Source organism: Kribbella ginsengisoli, from assembly GCF_039537185.1.
Classification (GTDB): Bacteria; Actinomycetota; Actinomycetes; order Propionibacteriales; family Kribbellaceae; genus Kribbella; species Kribbella koreensis.
Window position 1 is genome coordinate 187,856 of record NZ_BAABAA010000001.1, and the last position, 21,885, is coordinate 209,740.

17 protein-coding genes and 1 tRNA gene are annotated in these 21,885 nt (G+C 67.3%); 11 read left to right on the forward strand and 7 right to left on the reverse strand.

Translation table 11 applies throughout. The features are described 5' to 3' along the window. The first annotated feature begins 91 nt into the window (after positions 1 to 91). Entirely contained in the window at positions 92 to 946 is an 855-nt protein-coding gene (locus tag ABD768_RS00730; protein ID WP_343972671.1) for a hypothetical protein, read from the forward strand. 231 nt (positions 947 to 1,177) lie between these two features. On the opposite strand, the gene ABD768_RS00735 is transcribed toward ABD768_RS00730, so the two are convergent. Continuing rightward, positions 1,178 to 3,574 carry an AAA family ATPase gene (locus ABD768_RS00735; RefSeq protein WP_343972668.1) on the reverse strand — a complete coding sequence of 799 codons (2,397 nt, stop codon included), beginning with the start codon at positions 3,572 to 3,574 and terminating at the stop codon, positions 1,178 to 1,180. Between the two features lie 915 nt (positions 3,575 to 4,489). Here ABD768_RS00735 and ABD768_RS00740 point away from each other — a divergent pair. Continuing rightward, positions 4,490 to 4,684 carry a hypothetical protein gene (locus ABD768_RS00740; RefSeq protein WP_343972665.1) on the forward strand — a complete coding sequence of 65 codons (195 nt, stop codon included), beginning with the start codon at positions 4,490 to 4,492 and terminating at the stop codon, positions 4,682 to 4,684. Between the two features lie 47 nt (positions 4,685 to 4,731). After that, positions 4,732 to 6,456 (forward strand): recombinase family protein, encoded by a 1,725-nt coding sequence (locus ABD768_RS00745; protein ID WP_344838639.1) that lies wholly within the window; start codon positions 4,732 to 4,734, stop codon positions 6,454 to 6,456. On the opposite strand, the gene ABD768_RS00750 is transcribed toward ABD768_RS00745, so the two are convergent. Next, positions 6,438 to 6,522: transfer RNA gene (locus tag ABD768_RS00750), tRNA-Leu, on the reverse strand. The two genes, ABD768_RS00745 and ABD768_RS00750, sit on opposite strands and share 19 nt — an antisense overlap. A 90-nt stretch (positions 6,523 to 6,612) precedes the next feature. Between ABD768_RS00750 and ABD768_RS00755 the strand changes: the two genes are divergently transcribed. Further along, positions 6,613 to 7,944 (forward strand): M20/M25/M40 family metallo-hydrolase, encoded by a 1,332-nt coding sequence (locus tag ABD768_RS00755; protein WP_344836214.1) that lies wholly within the window; start codon positions 6,613 to 6,615, stop codon positions 7,942 to 7,944. 5 nt (positions 7,945 to 7,949) lie between these two features. Then, the gene (locus ABD768_RS00760; protein WP_344836217.1) at positions 7,950 to 8,711 is read left to right on the forward strand and encodes an SDR family NAD(P)-dependent oxidoreductase; all 762 of its coding nucleotides are present in this window, start codon (positions 7,950 to 7,952) and stop codon (positions 8,709 to 8,711) included. Between the two features lie 50 nt (positions 8,712 to 8,761). Here the strand turns inward: ABD768_RS00760 and ABD768_RS00765 are convergent, their stop codons facing one another. Then, positions 8,762 to 12,811, reverse strand: a complete 4,050-nt coding sequence (locus tag ABD768_RS00765) for a S8 family serine peptidase (protein WP_344836219.1) — start codon at positions 12,809 to 12,811, stop codon at positions 8,762 to 8,764. A gap of 138 nt (positions 12,812 to 12,949) precedes the next feature. Here ABD768_RS00765 and ABD768_RS00770 point away from each other — a divergent pair, with 138 nt between their 5' ends. Then, positions 12,950 to 13,924 (forward strand): helix-turn-helix domain-containing protein, encoded by a 975-nt coding sequence (locus tag ABD768_RS00770; RefSeq protein ID WP_344836221.1) that lies wholly within the window; start codon positions 12,950 to 12,952, stop codon positions 13,922 to 13,924. Positions 13,925 to 13,939: 15 nt separating this feature from the next. Here ABD768_RS00770 and ABD768_RS00775 read toward each other — a convergent pair whose 3' ends face one another. Then, entirely contained in the window at positions 13,940 to 14,824 is an 885-nt protein-coding gene (locus ABD768_RS00775) for a LysR family transcriptional regulator (RefSeq protein WP_344836223.1), read from the reverse strand. Between the two features lie 73 nt (positions 14,825 to 14,897). On the opposite strand from ABD768_RS00775, the gene ABD768_RS00780 reads away from it, so the two are divergent. Both ABD768_RS00780 and ABD768_RS00785 read left to right on the forward strand, forming a co-directional pair. Beyond that, positions 14,898 to 16,139, forward strand: coding sequence for an MFS transporter (locus ABD768_RS00780; protein ID WP_344836225.1), 1,242 nt, complete (start codon positions 14,898 to 14,900; stop codon positions 16,137 to 16,139). Next, positions 16,096 to 16,839: an N-acetyltransferase gene (locus ABD768_RS00785; protein ID WP_343972642.1), complete on the forward strand. Its 744-nt coding sequence runs from the start codon at positions 16,096 to 16,098 to the stop codon at positions 16,837 to 16,839. Before ABD768_RS00780 ends, ABD768_RS00785 begins: the two co-directional genes overlap by 44 nt. Here the strand turns inward: ABD768_RS00785 and ABD768_RS00790 are convergent. Further along, positions 16,836 to 17,021: a DUF5703 family protein gene (locus ABD768_RS00790; protein ID WP_185445878.1), complete on the reverse strand. Its 186-nt coding sequence runs from the start codon at positions 17,019 to 17,021 to the stop codon at positions 16,836 to 16,838. The genes ABD768_RS00785 and ABD768_RS00790 overlap by 4 nt on opposite strands. Before the next feature lie 34 nt (positions 17,022 to 17,055). After that, on the reverse strand, positions 17,056 to 17,997 hold the full coding sequence (locus ABD768_RS00795) for an aldo/keto reductase (RefSeq protein WP_270138833.1): 942 nt from the start codon (positions 17,995 to 17,997) through the stop codon (positions 17,056 to 17,058). A 51-nt stretch (positions 17,998 to 18,048) separates the two neighbouring features. Here ABD768_RS00795 and ABD768_RS00800 point away from each other — a divergent pair, with 51 nt between their 5' ends. Then, the gene (locus tag ABD768_RS00800; RefSeq protein ID WP_344836229.1) at positions 18,049 to 19,107 is read left to right on the forward strand and encodes an LLM class F420-dependent oxidoreductase; all 1,059 of its coding nucleotides are present in this window, start codon (positions 18,049 to 18,051) and stop codon (positions 19,105 to 19,107) included. A 6-nt stretch (positions 19,108 to 19,113) separates the two neighbouring features. Continuing rightward, positions 19,114 to 19,941, forward strand: a complete 828-nt coding sequence (locus ABD768_RS00805; protein WP_344836231.1) for an undecaprenyl-diphosphate phosphatase — start codon at positions 19,114 to 19,116, stop codon at positions 19,939 to 19,941. Between the two features lie 115 nt (positions 19,942 to 20,056). On the opposite strand, the gene corA is transcribed toward ABD768_RS00805, so the two are convergent. Further along, on the reverse strand, positions 20,057 to 21,040 hold the full coding sequence (gene corA / locus ABD768_RS00810) for a magnesium/cobalt transporter CorA (RefSeq protein ID WP_344836233.1): 984 nt from the start codon (positions 21,038 to 21,040) through the stop codon (positions 20,057 to 20,059). A 49-nt stretch (positions 21,041 to 21,089) separates the two neighbouring features. Between corA and ABD768_RS00815 the strand changes: the two genes are divergently transcribed. Continuing rightward, a complete protein-coding gene (locus ABD768_RS00815; protein ID WP_344836235.1) occupies positions 21,090 to 21,800 on the forward strand; it encodes a histidine phosphatase family protein in 711 nt (236 codons plus the stop codon). The last annotated feature ends 85 nt before the right edge of the window (positions 21,801 to 21,885 follow it).

The following is a 21,885-nucleotide window of genomic DNA, read 5'->3' on the forward strand; positions in this document are numbered from 1 at the left end:
CACTGGGGTCAGAGCAGTCTTCGACCTTCTCGGGCGCGACGAGAACGATCTGACGGCCGCGCTCGGGTTCACCTTGGCGAACTGCTCTGGCTTGCTCGAGTCGATCGTCAGGAGGGTCGCGCCGAGACTGAGCGGACTGGATCGCGATCAGATCTCCATCGACCTGGAGGTTCGTGGCGCCGGAGGACGTACCGACCTGGAGATCTCTGTCCCGGGCGAGGTGTTCGTCTTTGAGGCGAAGCGCGGCTGGCTGTTGCCGTCTGTTGCCCAACTCGCGAGCTACGCACCGAGGATTCAGATGCGTGGTGGCGGTGCCCTGGTCACCTTGTCCCAGGCAAGCGAAAGTCTGGCCCGGACGCAGGTACCTGCCGAGATCGATGGTGTACCGGTGGTCCACGTTCCGTGGCGGCAGGTCCTTGCGCACATCTCCGCGGTCAGGGGATCTTGCCGTGGACGTGAGCGCATGTGGCTCGACCAGCTTGATATCTACCTTGCGGGAGTGATCAAAGTGCGGAATGTGGCGGACAGCTGGACGTACTGCGTCGCCTTGAACGACCAACGACCAGGTGGCGGTGGCGCGCTGACGTTCCGCGAGTTCGTCACCGATCGCCTGTGCTACTTCCACCCATACGGCATCAGTGGATGGCCGACCGAACCGCCCAACTTCATCGCATTTCGCTGGGGTGGCGCGGTTCGGCGGATCCATCGAGTGATTGCCGCCGAGGTGGTGCCCAACCTTCTGGAGCGATGGCCGGACATTCCGCCGACCGAAGACACGGTACGACCGCACGCGATCTATGAACTCGGTCCACGAATCCCACCCTTCGAGCAGGTGCCGAACGGCGCCCAGTACCGTGCATCAAGACTCTGGGTACTGCTGGATCAGCTACAGACCGCGCCGACGCTCGCACAGGCACTCTCGCAATCGAAGGCGCTCAACGGCTGACCACCGTGGAGTGATAGTGGTGAGGGCCCGTCGGTCAGCGCTCCTCGTTGGGCGCCGAGTTCGCTTCCGCACGGCTGCTTTGACAACGGTCCCGGGCAGCAGGCGCGCTGCAGCCACACACAGATCGGGCCGCCGTAATCGCGGAGCCGGCCCCGCAGCATGGAGGCCACAGGTCGTCTCCCAGGAGCACTGTGCGATCTGTTCGTCCTCATGGTTTGAAGCGGGCGCCCGTTACCGGGCAGCAGCCTTCCGGACGGCCTTGTAGGCGAGGCCGTTGAGCGCCTTGAGGAGTCCGTCGAAGTCGGTCACATGCTTGCGTGGGTCTGTGTCGAGTTCGAACTTTGCGTGCCAGGTGCGCATCTCAGCGCGAACATCCTCGGCCTCGGGGCTCCGGTCGAGCTGGCTGCCGATCTCCTCGATGAGTGCCGCCACGTCTTCTCGCCGGGCTTGACTGTCATGCGTGCGGGTGAAGTCTTTCTTCGCGCGGTTGATGCGACCGGAGATCTTCTGGACGGACTCGGCCCGCTCGGCCGTCCGCTGGCACAAGGCGATGCTTTTGAGCAGCAGCTTGAAGTTCTCGGCAGCTGTATCGCGGTCTTCCTCGGTTACCTTGAGGTCGACCGCAGTGCCGGTAAGGGCGTCGACGGTGGCACGTGCGAACGCGACCTTGTCCAGATGGAAGGTCGGGATGCCGGACTTGTCCGCGATGGCTTTCTCCAGGAACTTCAGGGTGCCGTAGTTCTTCGGCGCCTTCCCGTCGGGACCGTTTGCGTCCGGGTAGACGGTCGCTGCGGCCAGTCCGAACGCGAGAGGATTGACGCTCGGGACGAACTCCTTGCAGTAGCTCGTGGCTGCCAGGAGGGCAACGTGGAACGGGACGATGTCCTCTATACCGACGATGCCGAGCGGGTTGTCAGTTGTCAGGCCGTCAAGCGGACCCCGTGCGAGTTGAAGAACCAGATCTGAGTCGATGAGTTTGTCGCCGTACGCACCGCCGGCCGCGAGGTCGTCCTTCGCTTCGTTGCCGGCGTTGTCGTTGTCCAGAAGCACGACGACGGGCGGCTTGTCGACGTCGCGACCGCGAGCGAGGTAGACGAGGTACGGAATGTGGCGAGTGCCGCCGGCGGGAACAATCGTGATGTGATTCAGGTCGAGTCGGTCGCGGTCGGCGACGCCGACCTTCTTCAGCCACCGCGATGCACCGGCGATCAGGACTTGGTCGGACGGTCCTTCGACCATGAGATTGCAGTTGCCGATGAACGTGGTCTCGGAAACGAAGCTACCGAAGGCAGACCGCAGGGGCTCGTAGTGGTTCGCTGCGGCACTGGTGACGACGCGGGTGCCCTCGTCGTGCTCGCCCTTCTCGAGGACGCGGATGCGGTCGGCTTCGTTCTTGTCGATGAGGAACGGCGAGTGCGTAACGTACACGACCTGAATCGGGTCGCGACCCGCATCCTTGGGATCCGCGAAGTCGTCGAAGATCCGGAGGAGGTCCTGCTGGCCCGAGGCGGACAGAAACTGGTCCGGTTCGTCCATCAGGAGGATTTCGGGGCGACCGTCCGGCCGAACTTCGTGGGCGAGGTACTGGACGAAGTACGAGAGGAAGTACTTCAGGCCTGCGCTGCGCTCGTCGAATCCATAGGTGCGTCCGGTTCGGTCGCGGATCATGAAGACGAGGTCGAACTCGAACAAGGCCACGAACAGCTCGAACTGCGAGTCCTGAGACCACCAGTGCGGGAAGTCGAGAGCCTTCGCGAGCTCGCTGTTGATGGTGTCGACAATGCTATTCGCGTAGCCGTTCTTTTTCTTGACGTGTGCCTGTAGCTCCCTGACGAGTTCCTTGTTGATCCCGGCAACCTTGAAAATGAGGTCGGCGGCGAGTTCGTACATCTCGACCTCGTCCTCGGTGGCCTGTCGAATCGGCCGGAACATCTTGGAGATTGCGCCGGCGTGCGTCGTAACGGTCTGGTCGGACTGGAACCAGGAGTTGTTCTGGTGGAAGCCGTCCCAGAGTTCACGCAGGTGGTCGCGACCGAGCGGTGCGGTCTTGTTACCCGAGACGAGGTAGTCGATGGGGACGCTGTCCGGCAGCGGAACGTCGGCGTTGATTCGGAACGGCACCGGGACACCGAAATCGGCGAGCGCGGAGGGCTTTGCAACGTGCTCTGGCCCGGTCCACTTATCGTTCTGGCGAACGTAGACGCGGAACTTCGGCGTTTGGTTCATCCTGAAGAACGCGACGCGCTCGACGTCGTGAAGATCGCTGTGGCCCGAGATGGTCTCGATGAGCTTTACGGCCTCATCGGAGATGTCAGCGAACACGACGCCGAACTCGGGCAGCACGAGGTCGTTGTGGACGCCGAAGAACCGGGAGTAGCGGCAGAAGTCGCTGCGCTCGAAACCTATCCCGGTGAGGGCCGCCTGGATCGCGCTCAGGACCTGGGACTTCCCGGACTCGTTCGCGCCGACGACGGTCGTGATACCTGGACGGAGTTTGATCCGCACGAACGGGTAGTTGCCCTCAGGCGTCTCATCCCATGGGTCGGGTTCGTAGTGCTCACCCGAGGCGCGGATGAAGTCGTAGTTCAGCGATCGGTAGAAGCGCGCGTAAACCGAGTGAAGCTTCATGCGGTGTCCTGTCGTGGGTCCGAGTGCCGATTCTGTCAGGTGGGTCCGACAGTTCGTGGGTCAAGACGCACAGCGGCATACCACGTATCCAAGTCGGGCTGGTGTTTCATCGTTTCCGCTGAATTGCTTAAGATGTCTGCTTTAGGTCTTGAGCGACTGCGATATTCGGCGTGGCCCTAGCCGACCCTGTTGTGTGGCGCTCGATCGTGGGTGGCTGGTAGGTCCAGCGCCGCCGATGATCGGGCAACCAGCTTCGTCAACTTGCGCAAATGCCGAGCCGACCGGTGCGGACACAACCTCGAGCCCACCGCGGCGGCTCGAACCCTGGACTGCCACCCATCAGGGTCAGGTGAAGAGTCGTTGCGAAGAGGAAGGCCCGTGCGCAGCGGGCGCCCTTGGGTCGCAACCTCGTCGGCTATTGAGTTATGGGAGCCGCTCGCCGCGACGCCCTCCCACGATGAGGGCTGATCGTCTGGCTGAGAAAGGCAAGAGTCGGGCCAGGCGATGCGGTCGAGATATGAGGTGCGTACTCTCTGGCTGCTCCGTCACTGCTCCGTGAGACGTCGGCAAACGACGATCAGCGCTAAGAAGCAATGAGGACAAATCCGCAGGTCAGAGGGCAGATCAGCCGTGGTGGCCGATCCGCCCTCGCTTGTACCCGCAAGATCCTCGACATCTTCGAAGGAAACGCCGGACGACGGGTGGCTAGGTGTAATCCTGCACCGTCGCGGACTCAGGGCCTCTGCTTGAGCCGTCTTGCGATGGTCCATCCTCCGAGACGAGTTCGTACCACCTTCGCGACTTGATGGGTGGCGCCGAAAAGTGATGGGTGCTGGTGGCAATTGATCCTCGGTTCGCGTGTCCGCTGTGGGGCACAGGAGCAAATTACGCTCCTGTCGGAGGCGTTGAGACTGCGTGAGGGCTGACAAGGAATCCGCGGAGGACAGCGAGACGCCGGACGGTGACGGTGTTGTTCATGTCGTGTTTCCGGACGAGGTCCCGGTGGTCTATCCACAGGCTGCTCGTTTGCTCGTCCGGATTGTCGTGCGGCTGGCGAAGATGGAACCTCCGGCGGAGGGTTCCGGCGGGACTAAGGAGGAGAGATCTTGAGTGGCGATGGGGCTGAAGCGTGGGGGACCTTGGATGAGCTGTTGGGGATGGAGGCGTTGGCGGCTGACGCCGGCAACGCGGGTGGGGTTGGGCGATTGGCGTTTTATGGGCGGTGTTCGACTGAGGACAATCAGGATCCGGCCACGTCGAAGGCCTGGCAGGTGGGGGAGGCGGCTCGGTTTGTTGAGCCGCTGGGTGGCGAGATTGTTGAGGAGTTCTTCGACATCGGCCAGTCTCGGTCGTTGCCTTGGGAGCGTAGGGGCGAGGCCAATCGGGTGTTGCAGGCGCTCAAGGATCCCGGGCGTGGGTGGGATGGGTTGGTGGTGGGGGAGGCGACTCGGTGTTGGTTCAGTAATCAGTTCAGTCTGACGTGGCCGAAGTTTGATCGGTATGGGGTGTCCCTGTGGATACCGAGTCTGGGTGGGCGGTTTGATCCGGAGAACACGGTGCATGACATGGCGATGACGATTACTGGTGGGTTGTCGAAGTCTGAGCGGCAGCATGTGCAGCGGCGGGTTCGGGCGGCGATGGCTGCTCAGGTGTTGATTGATGGGCGGTATCAGGGTGGGCGGCCGCCGTACGGGTATCTGGTTGCTGATGGTGGACCGCATCCGCATCCGCGGAAGGCGCAAGAGGGGCAGCGGTTGCGGGTGTTGGTGGTGGATGACGCCGCGGCGGCGGTGGTTCAGCGGATCTTTGAGATGTATCTCGCCGGGTGGGGGAGCAAGGCGATCGCGGAGCAGTTGAATCGGGATGGGGTGCCGTGTCCGTCGGCGCATGCGCCGCAGCAGAATCGGCACCGGAAGATGGACGGGTGGCAGCACTCGGCTGTCGTTGCGATTCTGGAGAATCCGCGGTACACGGGGTACGCGATCTATGGGCGGTGGCAGAAGGTCGAGGAGTTGCTCGATCCGGAGGATGTTGCTGCGGGCTACATCGCTCGGTTCAAGCGGTCGCCGCAGGCGAAGATCGTGCGGTCGCGGGAGCCAGCGCATCCGGCGATCGTGTCAGTGGAGACATTCACTGCTGCTCAGCTCGAGAAGCGTAAGAGGCGGGTCGGCGGGGTCAACGGGTGGTCCTCCAGGGGCCGCCAGCGGGTTTCGAAGAAGCGGACCTACGAGCTGCGTGGGCGGGTCAGGTGTGGGATCTGTGACCGCAAGATGGAGGGGGCTGCGCGGCACAAGGAGGTGAAGTACTACCGGTGCAACGCCCGGACCTTGCTGCCGGAATCGGTGACGGCGCTGGCGCACCCGCAGCAGATTTATCTTCGGGAGGACCTGGTCACGCAGGCGATCAATCGGTGGATCGGGGAGTTGTTTGGGCCGTTGAATCGGCAGGTAACGATTGACTTACTTCTGGAGGGCGACGACAGTTCGGCGCGTCGCGACGAGTACGTGGCGCAGTTGCGGGATCGGGTAGCGGCGGCAGATGTGGTGATGGGGCGGTTGCAGCGGGCGTTGGATGCGGGGTGGGATCCGGCGGCGCTGCGGGAGCAGTACAACGCTGCTGTGGCGGAGAAGCGGGCTGCTGAGACGGCGATCACACAGGTTCCTCCTGAGGCGGTGATGAGCCGCGAGGAACTGGAGGGGTACGTCGATCAGCTGGGAGATATGGCTCGGGCTCTGGAGCGAGCGGAACCGGAGGAGAGGAGCCAGCTGTATCGGGCGCTGAGGCTTTCGCTGGTCTATCACCACGTCGGTCAGATTCTCGACGTGGAGGTCGACCCGCTGGCCGACCGTGTGGATAAGTTGCGTGTCCGAGGGGGGACTTGAACCCCCACGTCCCGTAAAGGACACTAGCACCTCAAGCTAGCGCGTCTGCCATTCCGCCACCCGGACGAGTGGTCTCTGTCGTTGTGCGACGTCGACTGGAGAACCTTAGCAAACCCCACGGGTGAAATTCACATCGGGGGTTGGCAGGATGGGGGGATGACTTCTACGAGCCCCACGGACCGGCCGGATTACGCTCCTGATGCTGAGGTGGTGGAGCTGTGTAGTGAGCTGATCCGGTTCGACACCACGAACTACGGGAACGGGAAGAGCAACGGGGAGCGGGACGCGGCGGAGTATGTCGCGGCGAAGCTGGATGAGGTGGGGATCGGCTCCACGATCTACGAGTCGGAGCCTGGGCGGGCGTCGCTGGTGGCGACCTGGGAGGGCGAGGACCCCACAGCCGAGCCGTTGCTGGTGCATGGGCATCTGGATGTGGTGCCGGCGGACCCGAAGGACTGGAAGGTTGATCCGTTCGCGGGGGAGATCTTCGACGGGTGTGTGTGGGGGCGCGGCGCGGTCGACATGAAGGACTTCGACGCGATGGTGATCTCCGTCGTACGGGCGCGGCAGCGGGCGGGCGTGAAGCCGCGGCGGCCGGTGCGGCTGGTGTTCACGGCGGACGAGGAGGCCGGCGGGCTGTACGGCGCCCAGTGGCTGATCAAGAACCATCCGGAGACGGTCTCGGACTGCACCGAGGGGATCGGTGAGGTCGGCGGGTTCTCGGTGACGATGAAGGACGACCTGCGGTTGTACCTGATCGAGACCGCCGAGAAGGGGATGAACTGGATGCGGCTCAAGGCGCGCGGTACGGCGGGCCACGGGTCGATGGTGAACAACGACAACGCGGTGACGAACCTGGTCGAGGCGGTCACCCGGATCGGCAACCACGAGTGGCCGTTGCGGTTGACCCCGACGGTCAAGGAGTTCCTGAAGACGCTCGAGGACGTGCTCGGGACCGAGCTCGATCCCGAGGACATGACCGAGACGCTGGCCAAGCTCGGGAGCTTCAGCCGGATGTTCGGGGCGACCATCCGCAACACCGCCAACCCGACGATGCTCAGCGCCGGGTACAAGGTCAACGTGATCCCCGGCGATGCCGAGGCGCATGTCGACGGGCGGTTCCTGCCGGGGTACGAGGACGAGTTCTTCGCCACCATCGACGAGTTGCTCGGCGACAAGGTGCAGCGCGAGACGGTGATCGAGGACATCGCGCTGGAGACCGGCTACGACGGCCGGCTGGTCGAGATCATGAAGTCGGTACTCAAGGCGGAGGACCCGCAGAGCCGGACGGCGCCGTTGCTGATGTCGGGCGGTACGGACGCCAAGTCCTGGTCCCGGCTCGGTGTCCGGTGCTTCGGGTTCGTACCGCTGCAGCTGCCGCCGGATCTGGACTTCATGGGCATGTTCCACGGCATCGACGAGCGGGTGCCGACCGCGTCCCTGGAGTTCGGCTCCCGGGTGCTCGACCGATTCTTCTCGGAGGCCTGACAACGATGGATCTGCAGCTGGCGGGGCTCAAGGCGTTGGTGACCGGTGGGACCAAGGGGATCGGGCACGCGATCGTCGAAGGCCTGGTGGCGGAAGGGGCCGCCGTCGCGTTCTGTGCCCGGACCGAGGCCGACGTCACGGCATCGACAGCGAAATTGAGGGCCGCCGGCGCGACCGTGAGCGGCCGGGCAGTGGATGTGGGCGACGCGGAAGCGCTCTCCCAGTGGGTACGTGACAGCGCTGCCGAACTGGGTGGCATCGACATCGTGGTCTCCAACGTGAGCGCCCTCGCGATCGGCGAGGGCGAGGAGTTCTGGCAGCAGAGCTTCCAGGTCGACATGATGGGAACGGTCCGGCTGGTCAACGCCGCGATGCCGTTCCTCGAGGAGAGCCGGGCGCCGTCGATCGTCACCGTGTCGAGCGTGTCCGGCCGCGAGATCGACTTCGCCGCCGGCGCGTACGGGACGTTCAAGGCGGCCATCGTGCACTACACCCAGGGACTCGCGTATCAGCTGGCAGGCAAGGGGATCCGGGCCAACTCGATCTCGCCCGGCAACACTTACTTCCCGGGCGGCGTGTGGGAGAGCATCGAGCAGAACAATCCCGGGTTCTTCCAGGAAGCCCTCGCCCTGAACCCGACCGGCCGGATGGCCCACCCCGACGAGATCGCCCGGGCCGCGGTCTTCCTGGCCAGCCCCGTCGCCAGCTTCATCACCGGCACCAACCTGGTCGTCGACGGTGCGCTGACCCGAGGCGTGCAGTTCTGAGGCCGGGGAGCGGCGCGCTGCCGCTCCCCGGTCCGCTAGTAGGAGAACCGCTAGTAGGAGAACTGCTGTAGCTGCGTGCCGTCCGGGCTGTACGTCCAGGCCGAGCGGCTGGCTGGGTCCAGCTGGAGCGAGGTGTCCTGTACGCCGTGCAGCAGCAACCCACCGCGGTTGGTGACAATTCCGGTGTTGAGCGTACGGATCACCTTCCCGCTGGCGAGGTCGACGACCGCCACCTGGCTGGTCGCGTTGTTGTCGGAGACGACGCCCTGTTGGGCACCGAAGTAGATCGCGCCCTCAGGGGCCGCGAACGACACCAGCGCGACGTGATGGATGCCGTCCACGGCGAGCGTGCTCGGCGTGCCCTTGCGCAAGGCGAACCCGTCGCCCGCGGTCTGGGTCGCCTCGTCGTACGGCGTGAGCGTCGTCGTCGGCGCGATCTTCGTGCTGACCGAGCCGGCCGCCAGGTTGTACAGCGTGCCCGCCCCGTCCGAGGCGATCCCATGACCACAGGCCGACACCGATCCGACGGTGGTCACTGTCGCGGTGTCGAGGTCGATCTTGGCCGGCGCGACCCCGCCGAGGCAGAGGATCGCGCTGCCGATCTTGCCGAGGAACACGCTGCCGGTGGACTGATCCAGCTCCAGCAGGCTGTACGTGCCGGCCGCGACCGTACCGTTGCCATCAGCAATGATCGGGCCTCCGGCGCTGCCGTTGGCGAGGTCGACAGGCAGGACCGAGTCGACGTTGCCGGTGATCGCGCGAACCAGTACTGCGGCCCGGTTGCGCCTGGCATCGACCCTGCCGGCGACAACCCGGTACTCCGAAGCCCGGAGTACCGAATCACCGACCAGCGTGCCGTTCGCACTGTCCCAGGTCTCGAGCCGGACGTCGCCACCCGCCTGGGTCGCGTGCGCGAGCAGCACCCGGTGCGAGTCCGGGGCCACGCCGATCACGTGGTAGTCGGAACCAGCGCCGGGGTCCGAGGTCAGTACGGCGCCGTACGTGCCGGTCGCCGTCGAGTACCGCCTCACCTCGGCGCCACCGGCGACGGTGCGCAGCGCGGCGATCGAGTTGTCACCGGCAGCGATGAAGCTCAGGAGCGTACTGCCCTCAGGCGCGAGGCCGTCGTCGACGACCAGGTTCGAGACGGCTGACGCCTGGCCGGTGATGCGCTGCTTGCTGTCTACGGCGAGTACGCGGACGCTGTAGCCGGTGGAGGTGGCCAGGCCGAGGGACAGCGCGTCGAGCCGGACGGTGCCGGACGTCGTCGAGAGCGTCTTGGTCGCGGCGGACGGGGTGTTCACTCCGTCGTTGTCGAGCGTCGTGCCGTTGGCGTTGGTGAACGTGTTCATCGAGTTGAACAGCGTCGGCGCCGGGGCCGAGAACTCGACGATCGCCGACTTCGCGCCGGGAACGCCGTGCACGTCGTAGCTCAGCTCGAAGGTGGGCGCGGAGCGCGTCACGACCGCGCTGTGGACACCCGCGGCGAAGGTCGGTGCCTCGGGCCGGCTGAACTCGGAGCCGCCGTCGATCCGGATGGGGGCGAATTCGCCGTACTTGACGAAGCTGGGGTTGCCGCCGAAGCCCGACAGGACGATGCCGATGCCGTAGAGGCCGCCGCCGCCTTTGAAGGCGTCGGCCGGGATGGTGACGGTGCCGGTCGATGCGGTCAGGGGCTGGTGCCAGCCGGCGGAGAAGATCGGGCCGAGGGACGGGTTCCAGTGGCCGACGGTGGAGACCACCAGTTCGGGAGCGGTGGCGGTGGTGACGCCGGTCAGGTCGTACGAGACGGTGACCGGCTTACCTACCCGAGCGGTCGCGGGCGCGAGCGGCGCGGTGGATTCGACGTACCGGCCGTCGCTCGGGCCAATGGTCAGGGTACGGCGGACAGCGGCCTGCACCGTGCCGTTGATCAGCACCTCGAAGGTGAGGTCGACGCTGCGGTCGGTCGTGGAGGTCACCGGAAGTCCAGCCGCCGACAGGAGCTGGCGGGGCGTCACCCTGATCGCCGGGGTAGCGGAGGTGAAGCTGACCGGATGGTCTGAGCCGACGGTGAGCCGGTACTGCGTATTGCCGCCGCGAGGCATCCCGGTGACGTCCGCAGCGAACGTGACGGGGCCGACCAGGCCCTGGCCGTTGCCGCCAGAGGCCATGTCACCGAGGTCGATCCGGTTCTGGTCTGTGGTCTCGAGGAAGTTGCCGCCGAGGCCTCCCACGGTGACCCGATGGGCGACCGAGAGCCGGATGATCGAGGGGTGGGCGTTCTTCAGCTTGCTGCCCAGCGCCTTCTCGGTAGCGGCGGTCACGTCGATCTGCGGCCCGACTTGCAGCTTCCGGTCGATCTGCGGCGGGGTCTCGACCCTACGGCCGGTCTCCGCGAGCAGGTCCCGGACCTGCCCAGGGGTGAGGCGATGACCTGCCAGCCGACCGGCCTGCAGCACCACTGCGGCAGCCGCGGCGATCTCGGGCGCCGACGCCGACGTACCGCCGTTGAACACCGCGCTGACCGCCTGCGCGGTGCCGCCGGCGGAATGCTGGAAGGCGATGATGTTGTCACTCGGGGCGGACAGGTCGAGCCGGCTGCCGAAGCCGGAGGAGAAGGTGCCGAAGCCACTGATCCGGGTCTCCGCGTAGGTGCCGGTGTGCGCGGCGCCGGAGTTCGCCGGTACTGCGAGGGTGTCGTCCAAGGTGGTCCCACCGGCGGCGATCGCGCCGGAGTCGGGAACCTGTGACGGCGTGGTGGTCAGCGCGACATCGTCGATCGTGGTCGCGGAGGCGGCGTTCGCGGCCTTGTCTGTGGGGGTGCTGCCACCGTCGGGGCCGACCGCGGCGGGCGTGTAGAGCCGGGTGCCGTCGTTGGAGGAGATCGACACCACGATGCCGTCGTTCTTGACGATCGAGGCGACCACGGACCGGACGTACGGGTCGTCCTCCAGGTAGCGGCCCGGGAAACCGATCGAGTCGGTGCCGAAGCCGAGGCTCGCGGTGATCACGCTGGGCCGCGGCGTCTGGTGGGCGGCGGCCAGCAGCGCGCCGGCGATCTGCCTGATCGTCGGCTCCTGCGGGACGACCAGCCGGTAGCCGGCGCCAGGCGCGATGCCGAGCAGGTCGGTGTAGCCGGTGCCGGTGGCTTCAGCGCGCTGCTGATCGTGCGGCAGCGGTGCCATCACGCTGAAGTCGAGCAGTACCTCGCCGAGGACAGGGTCCTGGTTCTTGGTCGAGCCGGCCGGGTCGAGCGAACCGTCGGCGCCGGCGACGTAGGTGGGGATCAGGGGCATCGAGGGCAGATCGAGGTACCGCCGGCCGTCCTTCAGGACCGTGGTCGGGCCGTAGCCCTTCACATAGGCGTCCCCGGCATCGGCCATCGACTGGTCGGTGAGGTCGCCGACGGACACGTTGGTGATGATCTCGCCGGTGCCCGGCTGCTGGCCGAAGTTCTTCTGAAGGGTGCTGAAGGCACCCATCGCGTTGACCCCGCCGGCGTTGAGGAAGGCCTGGGCGGAGTTCGACACGGCATAGTTCGTCGGTACTTCGGTAGAGCTGGAGTCAGCGGGTGGAGGCGGCGTCTCGGTCGCGTAGCTGGGCAGTGACTGCGGCCCGGCGTTCATGGTGTTCACGTAGCGATCCGGTTCGGCGTACGCGACTCCCGAGGTGCCCTGGAGGGTGCTGGCGACTGCTGCGGAGTCCTTCTCCCGGACGCTGACCACGTAGGTCCTGGACAGATCAGGTGCGTCAGCGGTGGAGAGCGTGGGGAACAGCGGGTGCAGGGAGGTTGCGCCCGCCGCGCGCAGCTTGGCGTTGAGAGTCTTGTCGCTGGTCTGCGGGGCGCGGGCGGCCAGCCGGCTCTGAGCAGGTCCGGCGAGCGCTGGCCCGGTCACCGAGGTGTTCTGGTTCAGAGTGACCAGTACCTGACCTGGTACTACGCCCTGCCGTTGGCCGGGAGGCGTGGCCGCGCTACCCAGCGGCGTACTGGCAACAGGCGGCTGAGCCGGAGTGCTGGGTGCGGCGGAGGCAAGGGTGGAGCTGCCGGAGACGATGGTGGCTGTCAGAGCCATCACGGTGAGAGTCGCGGCGCCGTACCGGAACTGGGCATGGGGCATTGGCGGGCCCTTCGAATAGGACACAGTGGGGAGGACTTCAGATGGAGAATGTCAACGCGGACGCCAACGGCACAAGGAATGCCGGTGGCTGAAGTACGCCGGGTGGCGGAGAGTCGCCACCGGCACGGCGGAGGTTTCATGAAACTGGATGTGCTGGGACTCACCGACGAAACGGAGCGCGTCTATACCGCTTTGGTCGGGCTGCCGCATTGCACTGCTTCGGAGCTGGCCGAGGCCTGCGGACTGACCGCGGCTACTGTCGGACGGCTGCTCTCCGGTCTGGTCAGGGACGGCCTCGCCACCCGGAGTGCCGGCCGGCCGCCGCGCTTCGCCGCCACCGTCCCCGATGTCTCGGTCGCCGCACTGATCGACGAGCAGCAGCATCGGCTGGACGAGGCCCGCTCGATGGTCCACCAGCTGATGGAGACCTACCGGGAGGCGGCCCGGATCACGCATCCGGAGCTGGCGGTCGAGCTGCTCACCGATCGCGACGACATCAGCTCGGCGGTGGCCCGGATGACGGCGGACGCCCGCCGGGAGATCCGCGCGTTCGACCGGCCGCCGTACGTCGACAGGCCGGGCGTGAACCTCGAGCTGCAGATCGAGCGTCAGCGGCACGGCGTGAGCCACCGGGTGATCTACAGCCAGGAGGCGGTGGCGTGGCCGGGCCGGATGACCTCCGATATCGCGCCCAGCATCAGAGCGGGGGAGAAGGCCCGGGTACGGCCCGAGCTGCCACTGAAGCTGGTGATCAGCGACAACCAGCTGGCGATCATCCCCTTCAGCCTGGCGGCCGGTGGTCAGTCGGCGGCGTACCTCATCCGCCAGTCGCCGATGCTGGTGGCACTCGAGTCCCTCTTCGAAGGCGAATGGGAACGCGCCGCCGTCTTGTCAGCGGCCGGAGAGCAGGTCGACGACGGGACACAGCCGGACGAGGAGACCCGATGCCTGCTGGAGCTGCTCGCCTCCGGGCTCACCGATACGGCGATCGCCCGCTCGCAGGGCTGGAGCGAACGGACCACGCAACGGCGGATCCATCGGCTGATGCAGGAGCTCGGCGCCTCGACCCGCTTCCAGGCCAGCCTTACCGCGGCCCGCCGCGGCTGGCTGTGACGCGCAAGACCTCGATCAGCGTGCCGAGGCACGACGCACAGGCGTCAGGTGGAGAGCGTCCCGCAAGGTCGGGAGGAGGGCGAGTAGGCGTGGGGGTGGAGTCGTGCCGGTGATCATGCTGAGGGTCAGGCGGTAGCGGAAGGGAGCGGGGACCAGGCGTTCGCCGGGGAAGAGCTCATGGGAGAGGGCGCTGCGGGGGACCAGGGCCAGCTGGGAGCGACGGCGGGCCATGGCGACCGTGGTGGCAAGGGTGATGCCGCGGCGGGCCTTGGCGCCGTGGGCGATCAGGCGGGTGCGGATCTCGTCGGCGCCGAGATCGTAGGTGGAGAAGGGGAGATCGCGCTCTCTCAGCGGGTACTTCCCGGTGCCGGGTGGGGCGACGCCGGCTGGGACGAAGACGACCAGTTCGTCGCGGCCGACCGGGCGGGCGACGGCGCCGCGGGGGAGGACCATCTGGTCGGCGATCGCGATGAAGGCGGCGTCCATGGTGCCCTCGGCAACTAGTCCGACCAGGAACCGGCCGTGGTCGACCTCTTGGGCGATGTCGACGTCGGGAAGCTCGGCGTCCAGTACCGGGAAGAGGACCGGCGCGAGACTGGCGAAGGTGCCGATGGAGAGGCGCTCGCCGGCGACGGCTGCCCGGGTGGCGGCGTAGACCCCGTCGAGGTGGTCGAGGATGTGCTCGGCCCGGCGGGCCAGTTCGTGGCCGGCGGCGGTGGGGCGGGCACCTCGGGTGTCGCGGGTGAAGAGTTCGGTGCCGCAGCTGCGTTCGATCCTAGCCAGGCGCTGGGATGCCGAGGGTTGGGAGATCCGCAGTTCGCGGGCGGCGGTACCGACCGCGCCGGTTCTGCTGATCGCGAGGACGAGTTGCAGGTCCTCGACCGAAGGTAATGAGGCCATAGGCCCAGCCTATGACTGATGGCCTGTTGCTGCCGGCTACCAGGGGCGACTCGACGCGACGACCATCGAAGGTGTGAGAGCTCGCCGGGATGCGTTGTTTCTGTTGGCAGGCAGTGGTTCCGCGGATCTGGCTCTGCGGTTCACGCAGGTGGCGTTGCCGCTGGTGGTGTTGCAGCAGACGGGGTCGGTGGCGGCGACCGGGCTGGCCGGTGGATGTGCTGGTGTGCCGGTTCTGTTGTCGCCGTGGTGGGCTCGGCGGGCTAGGCAGTGGGTTGATTCGGGGTCGCGGCTGGCGGTGCTCGCGGTTGTTCAGGCGGCGGCGTTGGCGATGGTTCCGGCGGCGGCCGTGTTCGGGTTGCTGCAGGCGTGGGTGTTGATCGCGAGTGGGCTGCTGCTGGGCTGTGCGGACGCGCTGTCGGCTCCGGGGCGGAGTGCGCTGCTCGCTGATACCGGAGATCGGTGGGGGCCTGACCGGGCGGTGTTGTTGCTGACCTGGCAGGACGGGATCCGGCGGGTCGGGATGGTGGTGGGTGCGCCCGCTGGGGCGTTGGCGGTGGCGGCTGGGTTCACCGACTCGATGCTGTGGGTGGAGGCGGGTGCCGTATTGATTGCCGGGCTGCTCGCGATCGGCATCGTCGGGGAGCGCTCTCCGGATGTCGTGGAGGCGCCCTCGATCCGGGGGAGTCTGGCGGGGCGGCCGGACGTTCTGTATGGCTGGATCGCGCGCGGTACCGGTTCTTTCACCTGGTTCGCGTTTCCGCTCGGGTTGTCCGTGATCGGTGCTGAGCGCAGCCGGCCGGGCGTGTATCTCGCGGCCGGGATGTCCGGCTATGGCTTGGGGTCGGTGGTGGGCACGATCGCGTCGCTGGCCGTGGTCCGGCGTTTCTCACCGGCGCCGCTGGCCGCTCTCGCGTGGACGCTGATGGGTCTGTGCTGGATCGGGATGGGGATCTGGACCACACCGCCCGCGATCGCAGGCGTGGCCGCGCTCTCCGGAGCGACGCTGGTGCTCGGGATCACGGCGATCTCGCGAGTGATCACGAGATCGTCGACCGGAGCCGAGCGGCGCGCGTTGCTCTCCGGGCAGACCGTCGTGGTGAACGCGGGCAGCTCGGCCGGCCTGCTGGTCGGTGGATCGGTGATCGCGGCCGCGGGCGCGGAACACACGTTGGTCGGGGCAGGCTGCTTGACTGCTGCAGTTGCCCTCGCAGTCCTGGTGCTCAGGAGAAATACGGCTGCGGCGCAGAGCGCTCCCTGCCAGACTGCGATTCATGTCCGACGCGATCGTGATCACCACCCTGGCCGAGCGGCCTGAGCTGTTCGAGTTGCTGGACGGGTTCAAGGGCGGCTGGCCGACGTTCATGGCGCAGGACCCGATCGGTGGCTCGCTGATGGGCCGGGTGCCGGAGCTGTTCCCCGAGCACTGCCTGATGGCGATGGAGGGCGACGTCCTGGTCGCGCACGGACGGAGCATCCCGTTCGAGTACCCGAACGAGGACCGCACCGACCTCCCCAGCGGAGGCTGGGACCGGGCGCTGATCTGGGGCGTCGCGGACCACCGCCACGGCCGTACGCCGACAGTCGCCAGCGCCCTGGAGATCTCGATCACCGCCAGCCACCTCGGCCGGGGACTGTCCCACGAGATGCTCGCGACCATGCGCCGCAATGTCCAGGCGATGGGCCTGAAGACGCTCTATGCGCCGGTCCGCCCGAACGGCAAGCAGGATCCGCACCAGCCGATGAGCGAGTACATCCAGCAGGTCCGTGATGACGGCCTGCCGGTCGACCCCTGGCTGCGGGTGCACGTGAAGGCCGGCGCCGAGATCGTGCAGGTCGCGGAGCGGTCGATGGTGATGGCAGGGTCGCTGGCCGAGTGGCGCGAATGGACCGGGCTGCCGTTCGACCGCACGGGCGAGGTCGTCGTCCCGAAGGCATTGGTGCCGGTGCGTTGTGACGTCGAGCACAACTACGCCGTGTACGTCGAACCCAACGTCTGGGTCCGGCACGACCTCTAGAGGGTCCGCATCACCTTGATGATGCGGCGGCGGAGCCAGACCCGGCGGGTGCCGTCGGGATAGCGCCGGAGCCGGGCGAGCTCCCAGCCGCCGTACTCGGCATGCTCAGTCAGCAGCCGCCGCACAGCTCCACGCGTCTCCGTCCGGGACACCTCGAACTGCTGCAACTCGTATTCGGCCATCCGCACCTCCGAACCTTCCGGAACAAGCATTACCTCACGAAACATCCTCCAGCGCCGCCACGATGGCCGGCGGCAGAGTCAGCTCCTCCACACCCAGTACCGACTTCAGCTGCATCGCCGTCCGGGCCCCGACGATCGCCGCGGTCACCCCGGGCCGGTCCCTGACCCAGGTGAGCGCCACCTCGAGCGGGGTCCAGCCCAGTCCGTCAGCGGCACGGGCGACCGCTTCCACGATGCCCGAACCTCGCCCGTCGAGATAGGGGTCGACGAATCTGGACAGATGCTGAGACGCGGCCCGCGAGTCCGCCGGGATGCCGGTCCGGTACTTCCCAGTCAACACACCCCGCCCAAGCGGCGACCACGCCAGTACGCCGATGCCGAGCCCACCAGCGGCCCGGATGGCGTCCGCCTCGGCGTCCCGGGCGAGCAGCGAGTACTCCACCTGGTTCGAGACCGGTACGGCGCGCCCTGGCCAGGCCTGCTGCCAGGTGACCGCCCGGGCTGACTTCCAGCCGGCGTAGTTGGACACGCCGACGTACCGGACCTTGCCCGAGCTCACCGCGTGATCCAGCGCCGACAGGGTCTCCTCGAGCGGCACGTCGTCCGACCAGGTGTGGAGCTGCCACAGGTCGATGTAGTCGACGTTCAGCCGCCGCAGGGACCCCTCCAGGTCGCGTAGGAGCGCGCCGCGAGAGGTGTCGGTGATCCGCTCGCCCCGCCGGACGCTGAAGCCGGCCTTCGTCGCGATCACCAGGTCGTCACGGTCCACCACGTCGCCGAGCAGCGACCCGATCAGCCGCTCGCTGTCACCGTCCCCGTACGCCGCCGCGGTGTCGACCAGGGTGCCACCGGCTGCCACGAAGGCGGCCAGCTGCTCGCGCGCCTCGTGTTCGTCGGTGTCGCGTCCCCAGGACATGGTGCCCAGGCCGAGCCTGCTCACCGTGAGGCCACTGTGACCGAGATAGCGCTGCTGCATGGAGCGAGCCTATTGCGGGCCACCGACAAGGGCTCGTTAGGCTCGCCTGTCATGCGACTCGGACTCAACATCGGCTTCGTCTTCGGTGGCGACGACCACCTCGATCATCTGAGGCTGGTGAAGGAGGCCGAAGCACTCGGATTCTCGGTCACCTGGGCCGCGGAGGCGTACGGCTCGGACGCCGCCACGCTGCTCAGCTGGATCGCCGCCCAGACCTCCACCATCGACATCGGGGCCGCGGTCTTCCAGATCCCGGCCCGGACGCCGGCCATGACCGCGATGACGGCAGCCACCCTGGACCGGCTCTCGAACGGCCGGTTCCGCCTCGGCCTCGGCGTGTCGGGCCCGCAGGTGTCGGAGGGCTGGCACGGCGTCCGGTTTGCTCAGCCGTTGCTCAGGACCCGTGAGTACGTTGAGATCGTGAACTCGGCGATGCGCAGGGAGACCGTCAAGTTCGAGGGCAAGTACTTCACGCTGCCGCTGCCCGACGGCCCCGGCAAGCCGCTCAAGCTGTCCATCCGACCGGTCCGTGACCACGTACCGGTCTATCTGGCCGCGGTCGGCCCGAAGAACCTCGAGCTGGCCGGCGAGATCGCCGACGGCTGGCTCGGCATCCTCAACGACCCCTCGTTCCTGGGAGAGCAGTTGAACTTGATCAAGGCGGGTCGAGCGACCCGCCAAGCTGGTCTCGCCATGGACGGGTTCGACGTCGTCGCGTCGGTCCCGGTCGTGGTCGGAGACGACATCGAGGCCGGCGCGGACCCGATCCGCGGCTACACCGCGCTCTACATCGGCGGGATGGGCAGCCGGGAGAAGAACTTCTACAACAACCTCGCGGTCCGGATGGGCTACGCCGACGAGGCCAAGGAGATCCAGGACCTGTACCTGGCCAAGAAGCACCGCGAGGCGATGGCCGCCGTACCGCTCGGCTTCATCGACTCGATCTCGCTGCTCGGCGGCAAGGAACGGATCGCCGACAAGCTCACGGCGTACGCCGAAGCCGGGACGACGACCGTCGCCCTGACCCCGTTCGAGCCGACCGTGGAGCAGCGCATCGCGACCCTGCGCACGGTCGCCGAAGCCCTCGACCTCGCCGGGATCGGTGACTGACACCCCATGTCGATCTGGGACGCCATCATCCTCGGCATCGTCGAGGGCCTGACCGAATTCCTGCCCGTGTCCAGCACGGGCCACCTGACCATCGCCGCGAAGCTGCTCGGCCAGAAGATCGACGACCCGGCCGTCACCGCGTTCACCGCGGTGATCCAGTTCGGCGCGATCGCGGCCGTGGTGCTGTTCATGTGGAAGGACATCAGCCGGTACGCCGTCGCCTGGTTCCGCGGCCTGCGCCACCCCGAGTACCGCGGTGAGTTCGACCACCGGATGGGCTGGTTCGTGATCGTCGGCTCGCTGCCGATCTGCGTCATCGGCTTCCTGGCCAAGGACATCATCTCCGGCCCGCTGCGCAGCATGTGGTGGGTCGCGGGCTCGCTGATCGTCTGGTCGTTCTTCATGGTCGCGGCCGAGAAACTGGGCAGCAAGACGCGGCCGCTGACCCGGATCACGCTGATCGACGCGATCGTGATGGGCCTGATCCAGTGCCTGGCGCTGATCCCCGGCGTTTCCCGCTCCGGCGCGACCATCACGGCCGGTCTGTTCCGCGGCCTGGACCGGGTCGCCTCGACCCGGATGGCGTTCCTGCTCGGCATCCCGGCGCTGGTCGGCGCGGCGGTCTTCGAGCTGAAGGACGCGCTCGGCGGCGACATCGGCCCGGTACCGCTGCTGGTCGGCACGATCGTCAGCTTCGTCGTCGGCTACGCCTCGGTCGCCTGGCTGATCCGCTTCGTCGCCAAGCACTCGACCTCGATCTTCGCCTTCTACCGGGTCCTGCTCGGCGTCGTCATCCTGCTCCTGCTCGCCACCAGCACGATCACCGCGACCTGACGCCGGCCGGCATCCGGCCACGGCCGGTACGACGAGACGCCCGGGCTGCTCCCAGCGCCCGGGCGTCTCGTCGTACCGGCTCAGACGCACCGGGCAGCGTTCTGGTTCAGTCGGTCTACGAGGGACCGAGCCAGCCGGCCTTGCGGAAGCCGGCGTACATGCTGGTGCAGGTGACGACCATCAGGGCGACGACGGCGTAGTAGCCGTAGTGCCAGCGCAGCTCGGGCATGTTGTGGAAGTTCATCCCGTAGACGCCGGCGATCATCGTCGGCGCGGCGGCGATCGCGACCCAGGCGGAGATCCGGCGCATGTCGTCGTTCTGCTGGACCGAGACGCGGGCGAGATGCGCGTTCAGAGCCGAGCTGAGCAGGGTGTCGAGCGCCTCGGTCTGGTCGGAGACGCGGATCACGTGGTCGGCCACGTCGCGGAAGAACGGCGCGGCCTCGTGGCTGATCCCCGGTACGGCGCCGTGCGCGAACGCCTCGATCGGCTCCCGCAGCGGAGCGATCGCCCGGCGCATCTCCAGCACCTCGCGCTTGAGCGTGTAGATCCGCTCCGCGTCGCTGGTGCGCTCGGGGGAGAAGACCGAGGTCTCCACCTCGTCGACGTCGACCTCGACGGCCTCCGCGACCGTCTCGTACCCGTCCACGATCGAGTCGCAGATCGCCCAGAGCACGGCGGCCGGGCCGTGGCCGAGGACCGCTGCCCGGTCCTCGAGATCCTGGCGGGCGGTGGTCAGCGGGGCGCCCTCGCCGTGCCGGACGGTGACGACGTACCGGCGGCCGACGAAGATGCTGACCTGGCCGGTCTCGACGGCGTCCTCGGCGTCGACGTACCAGAGCGTGCGCAGGACCATCACGAACGAGTCGTCGTAGCGCTCGACCTTGGGCCGCTGATGCGGTTCGAGCGCGTCCTCGACGGCGAGCGGGTGCAGGCCGAACAGTTCCTGGACCCGGGCCAGCTCGGCCTCGGACGGCTCGTACAGGCCGACCCAGCCGAATGCCTCCTGGTCGGCGCCGATGGTCCGCGCGACCGTCTCGGGGTCCTTGGGCAGGTCGTGCCGCAGACCCTCCGAATAGACCCCGCAATCCACGATCACGGTCACATCATGGCATCGGTGACTTGCCCGACCGGATAACGTGCGGTCTATGCCCACGGTGATTCTGGTCCGGCACGGACGCAGCAGTGCCAATACCTCCGGCGTACTGGCCGGGCGGACGCCAGGGGTGAAGCTCGACGAGACCGGCCTCCAGCAGGCGGCCGCGGTGGGCGAGCGGCTCGCCGCACTGCCGCTGGCCGCGATCGTCACCTCGCCTCTGGACCGCTGCAAGCAGACGGCGGCGGCGATCGCCAAGCATCACCCGGCGTTGCGTCCGGCAACGGACCGGCGGCTGACTGAGTGCGGGTACGGCGACTGGACCGGGCAGAAGATCGCCACCCTCGCCAAGGACCCGCTCTGGGCGGTCGTCCAGCAGCACCCGTCCGGTGTCACGTTCCCGAACGGCGAGTCGATGCGCGGGATGCAGCAGCGCGCCGTGGACGCGATCCGCGCGCATGACGCGGCGATCGCGGCCTCGCACGGGGAGAGCGCGGTCTGGGTGGGCGTGTCGCACGGCGACGTGATCAAGGCGATCGTGTCCGACGCGCTCGGCCAGCATCTGGACAGCTTCCAGCGGATCGTCGTCGACACCGCCTCGACCACGATCATCACCTACACCAAGACCCGCCCGTTCCTGGTCCGGCTGAACGACTCGGGCAGCGAGCTCACGTCGCTGATCCCGAAGCCGCCGGAGAAGGCGAAGGGCCGGGCGAAGAAGTCCGGAGTACAGTCCTCTGACGCCGTAGTAGGCGGACGGTAACTAGAACATGCCCGGTAGCTTCCTGCGTGCTGCGCGGCACTCGGCACGGCATCTGCTCGCGACTGCAGGAAGCTACCGGGCATGT

Bases quoted from the DNA above. Each gene is read 5' to 3' on its own strand.
- ABD768_RS00760 (WP_344836217.1), top strand. From the start codon at position 7,950: ATGGATCTGCAGCTGGCGGGGCTCAAGGCGTTGGTGACCGGTGGGACC.
- ABD768_RS00765 (WP_344836219.1), bottom strand. From the start codon at position 12,811: ATGCCCCATGCCCAGTTCCGGTACGGCGCCGCGACTCTCACCGTGATG.
- ABD768_RS00755 (WP_344836214.1), top strand. From the start codon at position 6,613: ATGACTTCTACGAGCCCCACGGACCGGCCGGATTACGCTCCTGATGCT.
- ABD768_RS00785 (WP_343972642.1), top strand. From the start codon at position 16,096: ATGTCCGACGCGATCGTGATCACCACCCTGGCCGAGCGGCCTGAGCTG.
- ABD768_RS00790 (WP_185445878.1), bottom strand. From the start codon at position 17,021: ATGGCCGAATACGAGTTGCAGCAGTTCGAGGTGTCCCGGACGGAGACG.
- ABD768_RS00815 (WP_344836235.1), top strand. From the start codon at position 21,090: ATGCCCACGGTGATTCTGGTCCGGCACGGACGCAGCAGTGCCAATACC.
- ABD768_RS00805 (WP_344836231.1), top strand. From the start codon at position 19,114: ATGTCGATCTGGGACGCCATCATCCTCGGCATCGTCGAGGGCCTGACC.
- ABD768_RS00735 (WP_343972668.1), bottom strand. From the start codon at position 3,574: ATGAAGCTTCACTCGGTTTACGCGCGCTTCTACCGATCGCTGAACTAC.
- ABD768_RS00770 (WP_344836221.1), top strand. From the start codon at position 12,950: ATGAAACTGGATGTGCTGGGACTCACCGACGAAACGGAGCGCGTCTAT.
- ABD768_RS00745 (WP_344838639.1), top strand. From the start codon at position 4,732: ATGGAGGCGTTGGCGGCTGACGCCGGCAACGCGGGTGGGGTTGGGCGA.
- ABD768_RS00795 (WP_270138833.1), bottom strand. From the start codon at position 17,997: ATGCAGCAGCGCTATCTCGGTCACAGTGGCCTCACGGTGAGCAGGCTC.
- ABD768_RS00775 (WP_344836223.1), bottom strand. From the start codon at position 14,824: ATGGCCTCATTACCTTCGGTCGAGGACCTGCAACTCGTCCTCGCGATC.
- ABD768_RS00800 (WP_344836229.1), top strand. From the start codon at position 18,049: ATGCGACTCGGACTCAACATCGGCTTCGTCTTCGGTGGCGACGACCAC.